10 protein-coding genes are annotated in these 19,404 nt (G+C 37.7%); 6 read left to right on the forward strand and 4 right to left on the reverse strand.

The annotated features are described in order from the left end of the window. Positions 1-130 precede the first annotated feature (130 nt). A complete protein-coding gene (locus PVV60_RS00320) occupies positions 131-772 on the reverse strand; it encodes a LysE family translocator (protein WP_273722382.1) in 642 nt (213 codons plus the stop codon). 171 nt (positions 773-943) lie between these two features. Here PVV60_RS00320 and PVV60_RS00325 point away from each other — a divergent pair, with 171 nt between their 5' ends. The 6 genes from PVV60_RS00325 (at position 944) to trxA (ending at position 13,848) form a co-directional block, all read left to right on the forward strand. Next, positions 944-2,179 carry an argininosuccinate synthase gene (locus PVV60_RS00325; protein WP_273722383.1) on the forward strand — a complete coding sequence of 412 codons (1,236 nt, stop codon included), beginning with the start codon at positions 944-946 and terminating at the stop codon, positions 2,177-2,179. 373 nt (positions 2,180-2,552) lie between these two features. Continuing rightward, the gene (locus tag PVV60_RS00330; RefSeq protein ID WP_273722384.1) at positions 2,553-4,214 is read left to right on the forward strand and encodes a lysine--tRNA ligase; all 1,662 of its coding nucleotides are present in this window, start codon (positions 2,553-2,555) and stop codon (positions 4,212-4,214) included. Then, entirely contained in the window at positions 4,214-5,788 is a 1,575-nt protein-coding gene (locus tag PVV60_RS00335) for a peptide chain release factor 3 (RefSeq protein WP_273722385.1), read from the forward strand. Before PVV60_RS00330 ends, PVV60_RS00335 begins: the two co-directional genes overlap by 1 nt. A gap of 962 nt (positions 5,789-6,750) precedes the next feature. After that, positions 6,751-9,870, forward strand: a complete 3,120-nt coding sequence (gene addB / locus PVV60_RS00340) for a double-strand break repair protein AddB (protein ID WP_273722386.1) — start codon at positions 6,751-6,753, stop codon at positions 9,868-9,870. Between the two features lie 2 nt (positions 9,871-9,872). Continuing rightward, positions 9,873-13,349: a double-strand break repair helicase AddA gene (addA, locus tag PVV60_RS00345; RefSeq protein ID WP_273722387.1), complete on the forward strand. Its 3,477-nt coding sequence runs from the start codon at positions 9,873-9,875 to the stop codon at positions 13,347-13,349. Positions 13,350-13,524: 175 nt separating this feature from the next. Beyond that, complete coding sequence (trxA, locus tag PVV60_RS00350) at positions 13,525-13,848, forward strand: thioredoxin (protein WP_273722388.1); 324 nt, start codon at positions 13,525-13,527, stop codon at positions 13,846-13,848. A 778-nt stretch (positions 13,849-14,626) separates the two neighbouring features. On the opposite strand, the gene tsaE is transcribed toward trxA, so the two are convergent. Genes tsaE through ahcY form a run of 3 tightly spaced genes read right to left on the reverse strand, consistent with a single transcriptional unit; the run spans position 14,627 to position 19,061 of the window. Then, positions 14,627-15,112, reverse strand: a complete 486-nt coding sequence (gene tsaE / locus PVV60_RS00355) for a tRNA (adenosine(37)-N6)-threonylcarbamoyltransferase complex ATPase subunit type 1 TsaE (RefSeq protein WP_273722389.1) — start codon at positions 15,110-15,112, stop codon at positions 14,627-14,629. 51 nt (positions 15,113-15,163) lie between these two features. After that, positions 15,164-17,629: a PAS-domain containing protein gene (locus PVV60_RS00360; RefSeq protein WP_273722390.1), complete on the reverse strand. Its 2,466-nt coding sequence runs from the start codon at positions 17,627-17,629 to the stop codon at positions 15,164-15,166. 34 nt (positions 17,630-17,663) lie between these two features. Further along, entirely contained in the window at positions 17,664-19,061 is a 1,398-nt protein-coding gene (ahcY, locus tag PVV60_RS00365; protein ID WP_273722391.1) for an adenosylhomocysteinase, read from the reverse strand. Positions 19,062-19,404: the final 343 nt, after the last annotated feature.

Below are 19,404 nucleotides of genomic sequence, written 5' to 3' on the forward strand. Positions count from 1 at the left end.
AACTTCAGCTTCGCTTGTGATGTATAAAGGAAAGGTATTGTTTTATTCAACATAAACAGGTTTGAAATGAAAAAATCTTATAATATTCGTTTTTTTATTTAAATTAAAAGCGATACACTACACTTATAAATCAATGTTTTGTAACGATAAGAAGATGAAGGGCAAAGCTGGTAAAAGTACCAGCAATAAGCCAGTCGAGAAAGCGAATATAAAGAGGATTTTTCTTGAGAATTTTGGTAAGTTTATGCGCTGTAAAAACGACAGAAATTGTAATAGGAAAAGAAATAGGAATATAAGAGAGTCCTAAAAAGAGTAGCTTTTGTGTTGCCATAGGATCATCCGCGTTGATAAATTGTGGTAAGAATGTTGCGTTAAAGAGTATAACTTTAGGATTTAGAAGATTGATTCCAATACCAGCAAGATAGTTACGTTTAGCGCTTTGAGATTTAGAAGATGTCTGTTCAAAGGAAGATGTCGGATTTCTCCGTAACGCTTGAAAGGAAAACCATAAAAGATAAAAGGCGCCGGCAATTTTTAAAAGAATAAAAGTGTGTGGCGCAGCAAAAATAAGTGCTGATAAGCCAAGTGCTACAGCGGTAACCTGAATAGCAAACCCTGTTGCACTTCCCAAGGCGCACATAATTCCAGCTTTTTTGCTTTGTGTAATGGTTCGTCCTACAGAAAGCATCATATCTGGTCCTGGAATAAGTGCTAAAATCAATGATGCTAAAGCAAATTGTACAACAATAGACCACTCCGGTAGAAATGACACGTAAATCTCCTTTTATTTTTAAGCAGTATTCATTATTTACACTCTAAAGCGTTTTTATTTACGCTTTTTGCGTCTTTTTGATGTTGCTTAAAGAGAATTTATTTTTATATTTCTTGTATTGTTTTGATTTCTGGATAGAAATATAAAAAGCAGCTCATATAGAACGTTAAAATGAAAAAGTGGCAAAATATTAGAAAAGTTGTTTTGGCTTATTCAGGGGGATTGGATACGTCAATTATTCTCAAATGGTTGCAAAGTACGCTAGGCGTTGAAGTTGTAACTTTTACAGCGGATTTGGGGCAGGGGGAAGAGCTAGAATTTGCTCGTCGTAAAGCTGAAATGCTAGGTGTTAAAGAAATCTACATTGAGGATTTGCGCGAAGAATTTGTGCGTGATTTTGTGTTTCCGATGTTTCGAGCCAATACCGTTTATGAGGCGACTTATCTTTTAGGAACATCAATTGCACGCCCACTTATTTCAAAACGGCTTATTGAAATTGCTAAGGAAACAGGAGCAGATGCAATTGCTCATGGGGCAACGGGCAAAGGCAATGATCAGGTACGCTTTGAGCTTTCCGCTTATGCTCTTAATCCTGATATAAAGATTATTGCTCCATGGCGTGATTGGGATTTTAAGAGTCGGACAGATCTGTTTGAATTTGCTCGTACACATCAAATTCCTGTAGAAAAGGATAAGCAAGGCGAAGCGCCTTTTTCAGTGGATGCAAATTTATTGCATTCTTCATCAGAAGGAAAGATTTTAGAAGATCCAGCACTTCCTGCTCCTGAATATGTCCATATGCGTACTCTTTCGGTGGAAGATGCTCCAGATCAAGCAACCAGAATCACTCTTGGCTTTAAAAAAGGTGATGCTGTTTCAATCAATGGAAAAAATTTATCTCCTGCAACTTTACTTGCAGAATTAAATCATTATGGGCGCGATAATGGTATTGGTCGGTTAGATTTGGTGGAAAATCGCTTTGTGGGTATGAAGTCGCGGGGTATTTATGAAACCCCAGGAGGGACCATTCTTTTAACGGCTCACAGAGCTATAGAATCTTTAACGCTAGATCGTGGTGCAGCTCATTTAAAAGATGAATTGATGCCACGTTATGCAGAACTCATTTATTATGGATTTTGGTTTTCGCCGGAACGTAAGATGTTGCAGGCAGCCATTGATTTATCTCAAGAACATGTTGAAGGTGAAGTCACGTTAAAACTCTATAAAGGAAACGTGATTGTTGAAGGACGCCAAAGTAAAAAATCACTTTATTCGAATGAGTTGGTAACTTTCGAGGATGATCAAGGCACTTATGATCAAAGAGATGCAACTGGTTTTATTAAATTAAATGCTCTACGTTTGCGTACATTAGCAATGCGTCATCAAAGTGATAAAGAAAAGAAATAGAAAATTACGGTGACAAGTGTAGAGTGGATTAATGCTTTTGTATGAAATGCCTAACTTAAGCATTTTATCTGTTGGTTTTTACCATTCTTTCATTCAATATTGGAAGCTTATCTTTTGTGCTAATAAATATAATAAGCAAAACCCATGATGATAATAGCAATGAAGGCTTCAATAATCAAAACAAGTCAATTTTGCTTTATAATGTTGAATGTTTTTGATTTTATCAGAATAAAATATGTTTATAGCGAAGGCAGTTTTTGTATTGTGACTTAAGAGTATAAAGAAATTTTCATCTTTTTTCTTGCTATTATTGACGAATAAATTCAAGAACCATACACCCTATTTTGAAAGAGTGTAATTTTTAGGATAAATAATGATGCGTGATCAGTGTGATACCCTCAGCCTTACGCCTGAATTAAAAGATGCAGCTTCTCAATCGAGAACTTGGCCATTTGAAGAAGCACGTAAGATTATCAAACGGTATGAAAAGACGGGTTATCCAGACAGTGTGATATTTGAAACAGGTTATGGACCTTCTGGTTTACCGCATATTGGAACTTTTGGGGAAGTTGCACGTACAACTATGGTACGCCATGCATTTCATATTCTTACGGAGAATAAAGTAAAAACAAAATTACTTTGTTTTTCTGATGATATGGATGGTTTGCGCAAGGTTCCTGAAAATGTGCCTGATCGCGAAAGGATGGAACATTATCTTGGTCAACCGTTGAGCCGTGTACCCGACCCTTTTGGAGATGATTATCCTTCTTTTGGGGCAGCGAATAATGTGCGGTTACGGGCTTTTCTTGATCGTTTTGGTTTTGATTATGAATTTGCAAGTGCTACGGATTATTATAGTTCCGGTCGTTTTGATGAAACGCTTTTGAAAATTCTTGCCTGTTATGACAAGGTTATGGCAATTATTTTACCAACATTAGGTGAAGAACGGCAAGCGACCTATTCACTCTTTCTACCGATTTCTCCTTTTTCTGGAAACGTATTACAGGTACCGATGATTGCGCGTAATGTTGAAAAAGGTACAGTCACTTATATTGAGCCAGAAACAGGAGAAACCATAGAAACAGAGGTTACAGGGGGCAAGGTTAAGTGTCAGTGGAAGGTAGATTGGGCAATGCGTTGGACAGCGCTTGGCATTGATTATGAAATGGCGGGAAAAGACCTTATCGATTCCACAAATCTTTCTTCTAAAATTTGTAAAGTATTAGGTGGAAATCCCCCAGAAGGATTCAACTATGAGCTCTTTTTAGATGAGAAAGGGCAGAAAATTTCCAAATCCAAAGGAAATGGCTTAACCATTGATGAATGGCTTACTTATGCCCCAACAGAGAGTTTAGGGCTTTATATGTTTTCAAAACCGAAAACAGCAAAAAGGCTTTATTTTGATGTTATTCCCAAAGCTGTGGATGAATACTATGCGCATCTTTCAGCCTATGGTCGTCAAGAATGGAAAGAGCGGTTGAATAACCCTGTATGGCATATTCATAGTGGTTGTCCGCCGCAGGTTGATTTGCCTGTATCCTTTGCGATGCTCCTAAATTTGGTAAGTGCTTCAAATGCGGAGAATGCAGAAGTTCTTTGGGGTTTTATTTCTCGTTACGCTAAAGGAGCAAATGCACAAACTTATCCAGAACTTGATCAATTGGTGAAGTTTGCCATTAAATATTTTGATGTTTTTGTTAAACCAAACAAAAAATTCCGGCTCCCTGATGATAGCGAACGAGCAACATTAGCACAAATTGATGAAAAACTAGCTAATTTACCTGAAACTATTGATGGCAACATGTTACAAAATATGCTTCTTGATGTTGCACGGTTAACGGAACGCTATCAAGATCATAGCAAAAAAAGCCCTGAAGGTGGACCTGGTGTTTCCAATGTTTTTTTTCAAATGCTGTATGAAGTCCTTCTGGGACAAGAGCGAGGTCCACGATGGGGATCATTTATAGCGCTTTATGGGATTGATGAAATGCGTGCACTAATTGCTGAAGCGCTTGCACGGCCGACGGAGGAATAATGGAAAAGAGAGTGCAAGAAGTAAAGCGACGCCGTACATTTGCAATTATCGCTCACCCAGATGCGGGAAAAACAACATTGACAGAAAAGCTTTTATTGTTTGGTGGTGCTATTCAACTTGCAGGAGAAGTAAAAGCTAAAAAAGATCGTATTCAAACCCGTTCTGATTGGATGAATATTGAGCGTGATCGTGGTATTTCCGTTGTGACTTCGGTGATGACGTTTGAATATGAAAATCATATTTTTAATCTTCTAGATACTCCAGGACATGAGGACTTTGCGGATGATACGTATCGCACTCTCACAGCTGTTGATAGTGCTGTCATGGTATTGGATGGGGCACGCGGGATTGAGCCAAGAACATTAAAATTGTTTGAAGTATGTCGGATGCGGGATATTCCTATTGTTACGTTTATCAATAAAATGGATCGTGAGGCACGTGATCCTTTAGAGCTTTTAGATGAAATTGAAGAAAAGCTTGCTCTTGATACCGCACCTATAACATGGCCAATTGGAACGGGTAAAGATTTTGTTGGTACCTATGACCTTCATCATAATCGTTTTCGTCAAAAAGATGATGAGATAACACAGCGGATGGTTTCAAATCCCAGAGAGGTTGTCCATTTACTCCCTGAATATCAACATTCAACTTTTATTGAAGGGGTAGAACTTTCTCAAAGTGTTTGCAAGAATTTTGATCTTCAAGCTTTCCGTGAAGGTCATATGACTCCGGTTTATTTTGGTTCAGCTTTGCGAAATTTTGGTGTCCGTGATTTGATCAATGCGCTTATTGATTTTGGTCAAAGTCCTCGTGATCAAAGTGCAGATCAGCGCAATGTCATAGCCATGGAACCTAAAATGACGGGATTTGTTTTTAAAATTCAAGCGAATATGGATCCTAATCATCGTGATCGTATTGCATTTTTTCGGGTATGTTCGGGAACACTTGAACGTGGTATGAAAACAAAGTTAGTTCGAACAGGAAAACCAATGACACTTTCGGCTCCACAATTTTTCTTTGCTCGTTCACGCCAAATTGCTGATCAAGCTTATGCCGGTGATATTGTAGGGATTCCTAATCATGGAACATTGCGTATTGGCGATACTTTGACTGAAGGAGAAGATATCCTCTTTAAGGGAGTACCAAATTTTGCACCAGAGATTTTGCGTCGTGTTTGTTTGGGCGATCCAATGAAAGCAAAAAAGCTCAAAGAAGCTTTGCAACAAATGGCTGAAGAAGGGGTTGTACAATTGTTTATTCCTGATGATGGGTCGCCTTCTCTCATTGGTGTTATTGGTGCCTTGCAAATTGACGTTTTAACGGAACGACTTAAGGTGGAATATTCTCTGCCGGTAAGTTTTGAATCAGCGCGCTTTAATTTATGCCGTTGGATTTCAGCACAGAGCAAAGATGAGTTGCAAAAGTTTCTCAGCAATCACCGCTCTGCTATTGCGTATGATTTAGAAGGTGATCCAGTTTTTTTAGCGGAGAACCATTTTTCATTGAATTATGAGGCAGAAAGAGCTCCTAAAATAAAATTTTCTGCTTTTAAAGATTATCAAGTACGCTCTTAAAATGAAGAAAAATATTTTCTACAATAATTTGATTTATAATGATAATTTATCGTTTTTCATATTGAAACAATCAAAATCATTTGTTTTCACGTCATAAGTAGGATTGGTATGTGCGTAAAAACACTTGAAGCAAGAAATACAAAGCCTCTTATAAACCTTCTCTATAGCCAAGAGCTTTCAAAATATTGGATGAGGGTAAAAAAGTGATGATGGTGGTGTGTGACGTATCTTATCCCATTCACGGAAGTTACATTATACTATTCATTTATATTATTTACGGGACGACATTACGAGGTAGGCTCAAGTACAATGAAAGATGTCTCTTTAAAAACAAATATATAAAATTGCAACATAATGATATTTTTGGGCATTCTATTTTTCATCAGGGATGTGATCCTAGCAAGATAGAGGCTTGCACGATAAACTTTTGCAAAACTCTCTCCATAAAAGTAATCTATTTTCGCTGTTAAAGGTGGACATATTATTTTTTTCCAAGCTTTTTATGAGCTATGAGCTTCGAAAATATTATTTATGAAACTGATTTTTTAAATTTTGCAATATCATGATATCTATTTTTCTCTGAAAATAGTTGAGTATGTAAAGGATATTTTCAGATTGCACTGTATAAAGAATACGGTAAATTTATTTATTATATCCAAATGGTTATAATGCATTGGTGCCCCTAACGCCTTTTAAAACTTGAATATTTATTTTTATATTACCTATTTGAGTTAGAGAATAAATTGTAGCCAATTCTACGTTGAAAAATATCAAAAAAATTTTACATATTTTTTCGCGATGACTTAAGACATATAATTTACTTCAATATTTTTTAAAATTAAGCTAAAAAATCTGCTGTATAAATATAGCTTTTCAGTTTTTCATTGTATAAATATTGTATACAGTCAAGATTATACAAATAATCAATAAGCTGAAATTTGTTATCCCAAATATGAGATCATATGACCTATAAACCGCGTGTCTTTTCTATTTCTCCGGGAACTGCTTTTTTGCCTCACTTTGTTGATGCACTACTTTCTGGTAGCCTTATTGATAATTTCGCTTCCAGTGGAGATATTCAAACTGCCCTTGCCGATAGCCTTATTTATGTTCCAACACGTCGTGCTGCTCGCGCTTTGCGTTTAGCCTTTGTTGAAAGAAGTGATACACAATCAACATTTTTGCCAACCATTCGTGCTCTAGGAGATGTAGATGAAGACAGTTTCCTTTTTGTTGAAAATCATACCAGCACTCTCGATCCACCTCTTGGAGAAAGCGAACGTCTTTTACTTTTAGCGCGCCTTATCCGTCCATGGCGTGAAAATTTGCCTGCGCATCTGCGTGCCATGTTTGGCACAGAAGATGTACTTATTCCGGCTCATAGTGCTGATGCGATTTGGCTTGCGCAAGATTTAGCACACTTGATGGACGAAATTGAAACAGAAGGAGCAGACTGGTCAAAACTTAAAAATATTGCACCTGATATGATCGCTGAATGGTGGCAAATAACGCTCGATTTCTTGACTATTGTTACGCAAAATTGGCCAAAAATCTTGACAGAAAGACAACGAAGTAATCCCGCGGAATGGCGTAATCAAGCACTCACAATGCATGCAGAGACTTTACGACGCATGCTGCCTGATAAACTGGTCATTGCAGCTGGTGTGTCAGGTTCTATGCCTGCAGTTTCTCATCTTTTAAAAGTTATCGCTTCTTTGCCAAAAGGGGCTGTTGTTTTTCCTGGTCTTGATCTTCATATGGATGAAGATCAATGGAATGCACTTAGCACAAGCAATGAAGAAAAAACAGTTTGTGATTTTTTTGATCATGCAGAAAATGTTTTTAGCCATCCTCAATATCATTTAAAAAAACTTCTAACTCTCATGGACTGTCAACGCGATCATGTTTGCGAAATTGGCCAACAAAGTATAACAAAGAAAAGACGAATGGCGCTTTTATCAGAAGCACTCCGACCAGCTTCTACGACAGACAAATGGATACAAATTGTTCGTGATGATTATGAAAGTCTTTGTGCAGATTGGTCATTTATTGAAGCTATCAACGAACGTGAAGAGGCTCTCGCTATCGCTGTTGCTTTACGCAAAGCTATTGAAGAACCCCAAAAAACCGCAGCCCTTATTACCAATGATCGTAACTTAGCCCGCCGTGTTGCTGCGGAATTACAGCGATTTGGAATTGAAGCAAATGATTCAGGCGGAATACCACTTGCACAAACATTGCCTGTAACGCTCTTACGACTTATCTTAGAAAATGTGTTACAACCTAATGATCCCATTGCTTTTCTTTCTCTTCTTAAGCATCCACTGACAACACTCCAACAAAACCGTCATCGTTTACGGGAAATGGCAGAAAATTTTGAACTTTTTATTCTTCGAGGGAATACAGGGCGCATCAATCTTTGCGAATGTGATCAATTTCTTGAAAAATGGATTGAAACGCACTTTCATAATAGTTCTGAAATCAACGCTCTTGATCAGCAGAAATGTGAAGAAGCACGTCTCCTGTGTCATCTTTTGAAGAAAGCTGTTGAACCTTTAGCCTCTCTCATGAAACAAGAGAAAGAATGCACCATCAACGAAGCTGCGATAGCAACGGTTGAGGTTTTTGAAAATTTTGGGCGCAATGAGGATAATTCTCTTGCTCATCTTTATCAACACGAAGCAGGACAAGCCCTATCAAAATTTTTACGTGAATTGGTCAGTGATCAATCCGGATTAACATTTCATCTTTGTGAATGGCCCGCTATGTTTTCTGCCATAATAGCAACCCGTTCCGTCACACCCTCGCCTGGAGGACATCCACGTTTATTCATCTGGGGTACTTTGGAATCACGTTTGCAAACGGTTGATACAGTGGTTATCGGCGGTCTTAATGAAGGGTCATGGCCGATATCAACCCGAAATGATGCTTTTTTATCGCGACCGATGAAAATGATGTTAACTCTGGAACCACCAGAGCAGCGTATTGGCCTTTCCGCGCATGACTTTCAATGGGCGATGGGAATGGATAAAGTAGTGATGAGTCGCGCACTGCGCGTTAATCATACGCCTTCCATTCCTTCACGTTGGCTACAACGCATGGAAACAGTTGTAGGAAAACAGGTTTGGGAACAAATCCGTGAACGAGGTGAAATACTACGCCATTGGGCAAAGATGCTTGATCATACAAGCATAACTTCTGAGGTGGAACGTCCTTGTCCTGCTCCACCTCTTGATATACGTCCGCGTCATTTTTCGGTCACTGAAATAAAAACATTGCGGTATGATCCTTATGCTATTTATGCTAAAAAAATTTTACGGCTCAAACCACTTAAAGAACTTATTCATGATCCTAGCGCTTCAGAACGTGGAACACTTTATCATGCTATTCTTGCGGCTTTTTGTACACAAATAAAAAATCCAAATGCTGCAAATGCACTCAATGTACTGCTTGCTATTGGACGCAAAGAGTTTGATAAATTCAATTTTCCACCCGATATTGAAGTAATTTGGTGGAATAGTTTTGAAAATCTTGCTCCGCGCCTTATTCAATGGGAACAAAGTTTAGGACTGCGAGAGCGATATTCGGAAGTGGTATCACAAAAAGTCCCTATAGGAACAACAGGGGTAACCCTTTCAGGACGTGCTGATCGTCTTGATGTTTTGCCAGATAAAACGGTTGAAATTCTAGATTTCAAAACCGGTACCCCTCCTTCATCAAAACAAGTTCGTGAATTATTATTTCCGCAATTGGCTTTAGAAACAGCTTTACTCATGCAAGGGGGATTCCCAGATTTTCAAGATTTTACTCCCTCAAATTTATTTTACATTCCTCTTAACAAAAAAGGTGAAATTAAATCCCAATCAATTCTTTTAAAGAAAAAAGACGGCAAAACTTACCTAACTGCTGTTAATCTTGGTGAAAATGCATGGGAAAATCTTATCGCACTCATAACTTATTATCAAAATCCACAACAAGGCTATCTCTCACATGCTGTTCCTATGTCAAAACGATATGAAGGTGACTACGACCATTTGGCTCGGTTGTGGGAATGGTCAAGTGGTTTTCATAAAGAAGAGTAATCATGACGTTTTTTTCTATTCCTGAAGCCGCTCTTGATGCACAAGCAACGGCAACACATCCCCAAAAAAACGTGTGGGTTTCTGCAAATGCTGGATCTGGAAAAACTCACGTTTTAAGTGAACGTGTTATCCGTTTGTTATTAAACGGTACGCCTCCAGCACGTATTTTATGCCTTACTTATACCAGAGCTGCTGCTGCTGTTATGCAATCACGAATTTTTCGCACGCTTTCTAGTTGGAATGAACTCGATGATGCACAGCTGCGAGAAACCTTAACACGGTTTGAAAAAAAAACTGTTAATGCGCAAAAACTAACTTATGCACGACAACTCTTTGCGCGTGCTCTCGAAACGCCTGGTGGCTTAAAAATCCAAACGATTCACGCTTTTTGTGAATCTCTCTTGCATCAATTTATGTTAGAAGCCAATATTGCGGGGCATTTTGAACTTCCCGATGATATCAGTCGAAAAAAATTACAACAAGAATCCCGCCGCCAACTTTTAGCCTGTCGTGATGTACAGCCTGCTTTGCAACAGTTATTTACAGTTATTAGCGAACATACTTTTAACCAATTGCTCTATGAAGCAACGGAAAAGCAACATAAATTATCTGATTTTTTATCTTCTCTTCTATCTGAAAATGGAGAAGAAAAATTGCGTGCGCTTTTTAACTTAGCGCCTGATGAAACAAACCAATGTTTATTGGAACAAATTAAACAGACAGCGCGCCTTCCTCTTTATGCCTTTAACCATTGTGAAATCAATGGCAGTCAAAGCTGCAAGGATATGGTGGAAAAACTTTCCCAATTAGAAAAGGTGCATGATGAGACAAATATTCTCAATATTATTTCTGATATTTATTTTAAAACAAAAGGTGAGCCGCGTAATTTTTCACATTTATCTCGTAAAAAATCAGATGAAATTTGGCCTTTTATTCAACAAATGCTTGAAGATAAACAAAACAAGCTTTCTATTCTTTTAGAGAAATATCAATGCGCAAAAGTTGCTACTCTCAATATGGCTGCTTTTCAGTTATGTGCTGTTTATCTCAAAATCTATACGAATCTAAAAAAGGCCAATGGCTTCTTAGACTTTGATGATCTTATTGAGCGTACACTTCATTTGTTACAGCGTAAAGGTGCAAGCCAATGGGTGCATTATAAACTTGATCGTGGGCTTGATCACATTCTACTTGATGAAGCACAAGATACTAATCCTGAGCAATGGCAAATTATTCAACTGTTGGCACAAGAGTTTTTCTCAGGTTATAGCCAACGAACAAATATACGGACTCTTTTTGCTGTTGGAGATGAAAAGCAATCTATTTATTCTTTTCAAGGAGCAGCTCCAGAAAATTTTGCTGAAAATGGACGAATCATTCAAAAAAAAGTGCAGCAAACCAATCAGCAATTTGAAAAAATACAACTGCATTACTCTTTTCGCTCTACAGCGGATGTTCTTAAAAGCGTTGATATTGTTTTTGAAACACCAGAAAACTATAAAGGACTTTCGGTAGAAAATACAAAAACGGTGCATGAAGCTATTCGTGTTCATAGCCCCGGTGAAGTTGTTATATGGGATGCAATTTCTAGAGAGACGAGTGAATTTCCTCATGATTGGCATTTAAGCGTTGATCATTTAGATACCCCAGAAGTTCGTTTAGCAGAAAAAATTGCTGAAACTATTGCTAACTGGTTACAAAAAGGTGAAATGCTTCCAGCAAAAGGACGCTTAATACGGGCAAGTGATATTATGATCTTGGTTCGTAAACGTGATCAATTTGTCTCAGCTCTTTCCCGTGCTTTTAAACACCGCAATATTCCCGTAGCAGGGGCTGATCGTTTACAGCTTACCAAACATATTAGTATCCGTGATTTAATGGCGCTTGCACGTTTTGTTTTGCAGCCACAAGATGATCTTTCTCTTGCTTGTGTTTTAAAAAGCCCCCTTTTTGCTCTTAGTGAAGAGGAACTCTATCAGCTTGCCGTACACCGCACCGGCTCTCTTTGGCAAAGCTTATGTACGCACGCATCATCGCAGGCATCTTTTAAAGATGCTTTTGAAAAGCTAAACCATTATCGCGCTTTAGTGGATAAAATACCGGTTTTCGAGTTTTATAGCCATATTTTGAATAATGATAAGGGAAGACAAAAAATTCTGTCTCGTTTAGGATCTGAAGCAAATGATGTGCTCGATGCTTTTATGGATTATACGCTCACTATTCAAAAAACAGGATTACCAGGATTACAAGCTTTTTTAGAAACATTAAGTGCAAGCGAACCAGAAATTAAACGTGAATTTGAACAAAATAATGAAGAAATTCGCATCATGACTGTTCATGCTGCAAAAGGACTAGAGGCTGCTATTGTGTTTTTAGTTGATCCTGGTAGTGCGATTTGGCATCCTCAGCATGCGCCTCACTTGCTTAAAGTTCCTTTAAACAATGCACAATGGAACGGAAAACAAGCCTTTATTTGGCGCCCCAATGAAAAGTTTGATACAAAACTCTCTAAACAAGCAATTTCACATTTAAAAGAGCGTGCAGAAGAAGAATATAGGCGCCTTCTTTATGTAGGAATGACGCGCGCTGAAGATCGTTTGTTTATTTGTGGATATAAAGGCCAGAAAACGCAATCTCATACATGGTTACAACTGGTAAAAAAAGCCCTCGAACCGCATGCTCTTGCTATAAAAGATTCTGCGGAAGATATTGCAGCTTGGCGTTTTTGCATCACACCTCCTTTCTCTGCTTCCATGAATCAAGAAGCTTCCCGCGCTGAATGCCAAACCTTACCACCTTTGCCTGCTTTTTTCTCCCATAAAGTACCAGAAGAGCCAGTGCTACCAAAACCGTTAAAACCCTCAGTCGCGAGCCTTTCCATTGAAGCTGATACAGAACTACCCTCAAGTCCAAAACAGCTTACCATCTCACCTGTTTTAGGAGCAACAAACACTAACAGAGCTTTTTCCATTGAATATGGTAATCTCGTTCACCGATTGTTACAATATTTACCCAATTGCCCCCTACAAAAACGTCGAGATTATGCTCGCAACTATCTCAATATCAAAGCCTCTCATTGGCATGAGAGCCAAAGAGAAGATGCTCTTCGCCATGTTTGGAAAATATTAGATCATGTTTACCTCAAGCCCCTTTTCTCTGAGCATTCACGTGCTGAGGTCTCTTTAATGGGTATTGTGAAAATTCGTGGAAAAGAACACGCAATTTCGGGTCAAATTGACCGTCTCTACATCACGCAAAATAGCATTATCTTTGCCGATTTTAAAACAGGAACCCCGCCAGAAAATGAAGCTGCTATTGCTTCCCATCACTGGTTGCAAATGGCTCTTTACCGAAAATTGTTGCAAGCTATTCACCCCGATAAAGATATCCAAGCTCTGCTTATCTACAGTAAAAAAGCCAAAATTTTTAAACTTCCTCCAGAAAAACTCGAGGCATTTCTTGGTGAAGTTGCCTTATAAGTTACTCCTTTTCTTCAAAGAATCCTTATAATTTTTTACTTTCATAAAATCGTCTAAACAAACACAATGCACAATCTCTGGTGTAAAAAAGTTCTTTAATAATTTATCTTTGCAATAACTTGATATGAATTGTTATCATACCAATCTATAAAAAGTGAATATAAAGGATAAATCAATGACGTGTATAAAAGCTGATAAGGACAATTTCGAAAGTGAAGTTCTAACCTCTTCCATCCCTGTTGTGGTTGATTTTTGGGCAGAATGGTGTGGCCCTTGCAAAATGATTGCTCCAATTTTGGATGAAATTTCAATGGAAATGCAAAATCAAGTTAAAATTGCTAAGGTAAATATTGATGAAAATCCGGAACTGGCTACCCAATACGGAGTACGTTCTATCCCTACATTATTAATGTTTAAAAATGGAAATATTTCATCGAATATGGTTGGCGCTACCTCTAAAGGACGTCTTTCTGAGTGGATAAAAGATGGGCTTCGTTAATGCCATGCATAGGGCACGATAAAGGAGAGAAATTTTAGTCTCTCCTTTTGACTTTTTTAAAACATTCTTTTTTTGCAATATATTGTAATGAAAAGACAATAAAATAAAAATGTTAGGTAAATTTAAGAATTCGTACTTTTATGCATGATTCAATTGCCCATTTTTTATAAAAAAATTGCTCTGTATAAAGAATATAGGCAATTCCTTCCTTATATGCGCGTCAAAAATGTTGGGTGAATGATAATTTCATAACGATATTTTCTTCTTGGATAAGACTATTGAGATAAATAGTACTTTCAACACATAAAAAGGCAATATCGATCTAGCAATAAGGAGATTTTTGTTTGGAATACTTAGCAATTATAAAAGGGATTTTAAGCAAGAACTAAGCAAGAACTTTGCAAATTACCTTTCTGAAGTTTACAATTTTTAAGCAGAAAGAAGCAAACAATTCACTACAGGTTATATAATGCTCTTCTAAGGGTTACCACTTCAATTTAAAATTCCTTTACACTATTCTCTAGAATCAAAAGACTTTTTTCGAAGCCTTTAGCAAAAATATGAAAGGCAAAAAACATTCTCTAAAATAAATTGATAAATTCCTATAAATTAACGGCTGTCCTTTGCAATTTATGTCATTGTTATATAAAACAGCCAGTAGTTCGTCTCATCTTCATGGTTTATACCTCTATGAGGGACTTCTTTGTGTTATTCATCATCTCAAATTTCATAGGTACGTACTGAGGTATTATCAATTAAAGAATGATGATGTCGATGCTCATATCGATGTTTTTTTAAATGTGCGAATTGCAAAAGATTGTTGCAAACGTTCAACGGAATGTTGTGCTGATCTGAGTGTTACATGACGCCCATGTGCTTGATATTGTAAGGTAAGTGCAAAAGTGGCGAGCTCTAAAAGAGCTGTACTTCTTTCTGGCCATTCAACAAGTAAAATATTTTTCTCACGCGCTTCATGAAGTCCTAATTCATCAATTTCTTCTGCCATAGAAAGGCGATAAAGATCAGCATGAATAATTTCAAACTGTGGAAGTTGATAGCTTTGCACAAGAGTAAAAGTAGGGCTTGGAACATCCATAGTGTTATTGTTCGCAAGCGTTTGGATGATTGTACGTGCAATGGTTGACTTTCCAGTTCCAAGATCTCCTTGCAGCGTTACAAGATCTCCTGGCTTTAAAGAAAGAGCTAAATTTTGTGCAAAAAGCTTTGTTACCTCTTCATTTTCAAGAAAAAAACTAAAATTCATTAAAAGTTCCATGAAATGGATGAAAAATTTTTGTTATCATAAAGGTTAAAATTAAAAAATCTTATCTCCTTTGGAAAGTGGGAAAAAACATTTAACTGTTGTTCCTTTTCCAGAACCGGTAAGAATTTCAACATGTCCACCGTGTAGTTCAACGAAACTTTTCACAAGGGAAAGTCCAAGACCCGCTCCTGCGCGCCCACCATGGTGTGAATGAGAAGAAAAACGTTTAAAAATACGATTAAGGACATCTTCTGGAATATCAGAGCCTTCATTGTGAACGCTAAAGACAATGTTATCATCTTGTTCATCGACGCAAAATTCAATAGTGCTTGCCTCCGTTGCAAAATTAAGTGCATTACTCAGTACATTCACAAAAATTTGATGTAAGCGTTTTTCATCAGCAGAAATAGAATTTAAGGAAGGAGAAATTTGTTGTAAAAGCGTAATATGACGTCCATTAAGGCGATCTTCTACACGTGCTACTGCTTGTATCATAGCATCGGCAATGTTAACCGATTTTATGTCCAACTCCATAATGCCTGCATCAAGAGTAGCAAGATCAAGAATATCGTTAACAATATTTAAAAGAGTTCCTGCTTCTGAATGAATGTGCCCAAGATATTCTTGTTGACGTTGATTGATAGAGCCAAAAATTTGATCACGTAAAATATCCGAAAATCCGATAATATTGGTGAGAGGTGTACGCAACTCATAAGAAACATGTTGGACAAATTCATTACGCAAACGATCAGCACTTTCTAATGCTTCATTTCTTTCTTGAAGAGCACGGGCAACATGGACAGTATCCGTAACATTTACAAAAGTAAGCATCGTTTGTCCATCAGGAAGAGGGACCAGAGTATAGTCAATAATCATATCATTTTTAAGCTCTATACGACCTGAATATGTTTCACGTTTTTCAGCAAAACCGGTAATGAATTTGGTAAATTGATCCCATTCTTGTCCTAAGGTTAAGGCTGAACAATGGCTTTGTAACTGTGTAATATGGGTCCCTTCTACCAGTAAATTATAAGGAAGCGACCACAATTTCGACAAGGCAGGATTCGATAAACGAAGGCGTCCATCAGTACCAAAAACAACCACGCCTTCGGAAAGTTTATCAAGTGTTTCACCTTGTATTTTAATAAGTGTATTATAACGGCGTTCAAGATCAATTTTTTCTGTAAGGTTTTCGTAAAGCCAAGTGACACCTCCTTGTGGATGAGGGTTAGAGATAACACGCACCGTACGCCCATCTGGAAGATTCCAAATTTGTTGGTTCGATTCTGTTTGTCGATAGGCTTTAAAAAGTTCTTCTTTCCATGCGCGCCAATCGGGGTGTTCAGCAATGAGCCCTTTTTCACGTAGACGTTCAAGAAATAATGTATGGCTTGGTTCACTTTCTAAAAAGGAAGTCTCCAACGGCCATAAAATTTTAAAAGCATGATTACAGAATTTTAATTTTTGGTTTGTATCAAAAATGGCTACAGCTGTTGAAATTTGGTCAAGTGTTTCACAATGGCTTTGAAGGACATATTTTAATTCATGAGCAAGATTTTCATATGCGCTGTCATCACGCGCAAAAGCTGCCATACCTTCGTCTGTTGTAATGCGTGTGAGATGAAAACGATGTCGTTCTCCGTCAATAACTGTGTGAACATGTTCTTGAAAAATTGTTTCTGTTTCATCTGTTTTGCGTTGTGTATTTTCATTGAAAAGATCCCCCACTTCATCACTGTCTTCACGAAAGTCTGTCATTTCTCTAAAGGCGCGATTGATAAAACAAACTTTTCCTTTACAATCTTTTATCCATACAGGCTCTTGAATAAGATCAAGAAGATTACGCTGCATTCTCAGTTCAGTAAGAAGACGGGCGATATCTTTCTGTAAACGAGCATTTTCACTCTGTTGTTTTGAGATATCTTGAAAACGAGCAATAGCGACTGTTCCTGCGATGACTCCTGTAACTTGTAGCAGCACATTGTTTGTGGTGGTGATAGAAAGATCAAAAGGGTGACATTGACAACGTAGTTGAGTCAATGCATAATCAAGTTCTCGCAGAGAATTTTCTTCAACCCAGAGCTCAAAACGCTGAAAATCTTTCTGATCGATTCCTATTTTTTGCAATGCAGAAAGAGCACCAACGACACGGGGTAAGGTTGTTGGATTTTCCCAAATAAGAAGGAATTGCTCGGTTTCTTCCAGAAGCCATTCATAATATTTAAGTTTTTCAGAAAAATTTGCCTGAAGTATCTTCAAAGGCTTCTGTGCAGTTTTTTTTGCACGCATGATAACAGCCATGCACGTGAGAAGTGAAGCACAAGAAATTCCTCCACACAGCGCTAAAAGCAGCCATGGACCATTGGGCAAAGTGAAAGAAAATGGTAAATAACTTTCCAATGACTGAGCAACAGCGCGTGTTGGAGAAAAAAAGAAAAAAAGGCAAAATACATACGTATAGATTCGAATCACTCTTTGAGCTTTTTCTTTGGGGTTATAGTCACCAAAGCTGAGCACGGCATCTTTCCCTTTTTTAACCCAAGGAAACGTATTAGTAACGGTAATGGTTTGGTTTATAAGGTCCTTGTGGTGTGACTCCAATATAGGCGGCTTGTTCTTCTGATAAAACACTTAATTTTATTCCTAACCGATCAAGATGTAGACGTGCAACTTTTTCATCAAGATGTTTAGGCAAAACAGTGACTTCATTTGTATAGTGTTCTGCACGGGTAAAAAGTTCAATTTGCGCTAAAATTTGATTAGTAAATGAAGCTGACATGACAAAAGAGGGATGCCCAGTCGCATTACCGAGGTTTAACAAACGCCCTTCAGAGAGCAAAATGATGCGTTTTCCATCGGGAAAGGTGATCATATCAACTTGTGGTTTAATATTCGTCCATGGCAAATTTCTAAGAGCTGTGACTTGGATTTCGTTATCAAAATGACCAATATTTCCAAGAATACACATATCCTTTACTTGTCGCATATGGTCTAAACGAACAACATCTTTATTGCCTGTTGTCGTGATGATAATATCAGCACTGGAAGCAGCATCATCCAAATTAACAACTTCATAGCCATCCATAGCTGCTTGAAGAGCGCAAATAGGGTCAATTTCTGTTACTTTAACACGAGCTCCAGCACCAGAAAGAGATGCTGCTGAACCTTTTCCCACATCACCATAACCACAGACAATGGCAGTTTTACCAGCGATCATCACGTCTGTTCCACGTCGAATACCATCAACCAATGATTCTTTACATCCATATTTATTATCAAACTTTGATTTAGTGACGCTATCATTGACATTAATAGCAGGAAAAGGCAGAAGCCCTTCTTTTTGTAACTGATAAAGACGGTTTACACCTGTTGTGGTTTCTTCGCTTACACCTTTTATTGCTGCACGCTGTCGTGTAAAAAATCCTGGTGTTGCATCTAGGCGCTTTTGTATTTGTTTGAAAAAAATTTCTTCTTCTTCTGTTTTGGGATGCGAGAGGATATCTTTATTTTGTTCTGCACGACTTCCCATTAAAATATAGTTTGTGGCGTCAGCTCCATCATCTAAAATAAGATTAGAAGGATTACCATCTGGCCATTGGAAAATTGCATCTATATAAGTCCAATATTCTTCCAATGTTTCACCTTTAACGGCGAATACAGGAATACCAGTTGCGGCGATAGCTGCTGCTGCATGGTCTTGCGTAGAAAAAATATTGCTAGAGCTCCACCGTATATCGGCGCCAATTGCTTTTAATGTTTCAATTAAAACAGCTGTTTGAATTGTCATGTGCAATGAGCCAGAAATACGCGCTCCGCGCAAAGGTTGATTAGAGGAAAACTCCTTGCGACAAGCCATCAAACCAGGCATTTCAGTTTCAGCAATATCAAGTTCTTTACGACCATAAGCGGCAAGTGCAATATCTTTGACAACAAAATCTTGAGCTGCCATTCTTCATTCCTTTAAAATAAGTTTTTCCAAGACGGTAGGAGAAATTAAAAAAAAATGCAAGACAAGAAGAGGACTTCTTTATGTGAAAAGGCGCTTTTAAAATCTCCATAAATTTGTGCAACAAATATACATTTATAGATCTGAGTAATGATGTTACTGACAGAATAAAAGATCTTCATGATAAGTCTTATTATATAAACAAAAATCTATCCTTTTCACGTAACTTTAAAGCTTTTAAAATCTCCAGAGAGAATACCTTTTAAATAGTAAAAATGGTGCATTGCTTCACAGTTTTTATATCGATTTTTTAATGAGATAATATCGAAAGTAATATACTCGTATT

Source organism: Bartonella sp. AU18XJBT, from assembly GCF_028618595.1.
GTDB lineage: Bacteria > Pseudomonadota > Alphaproteobacteria > Rhizobiales > Rhizobiaceae > Bartonella.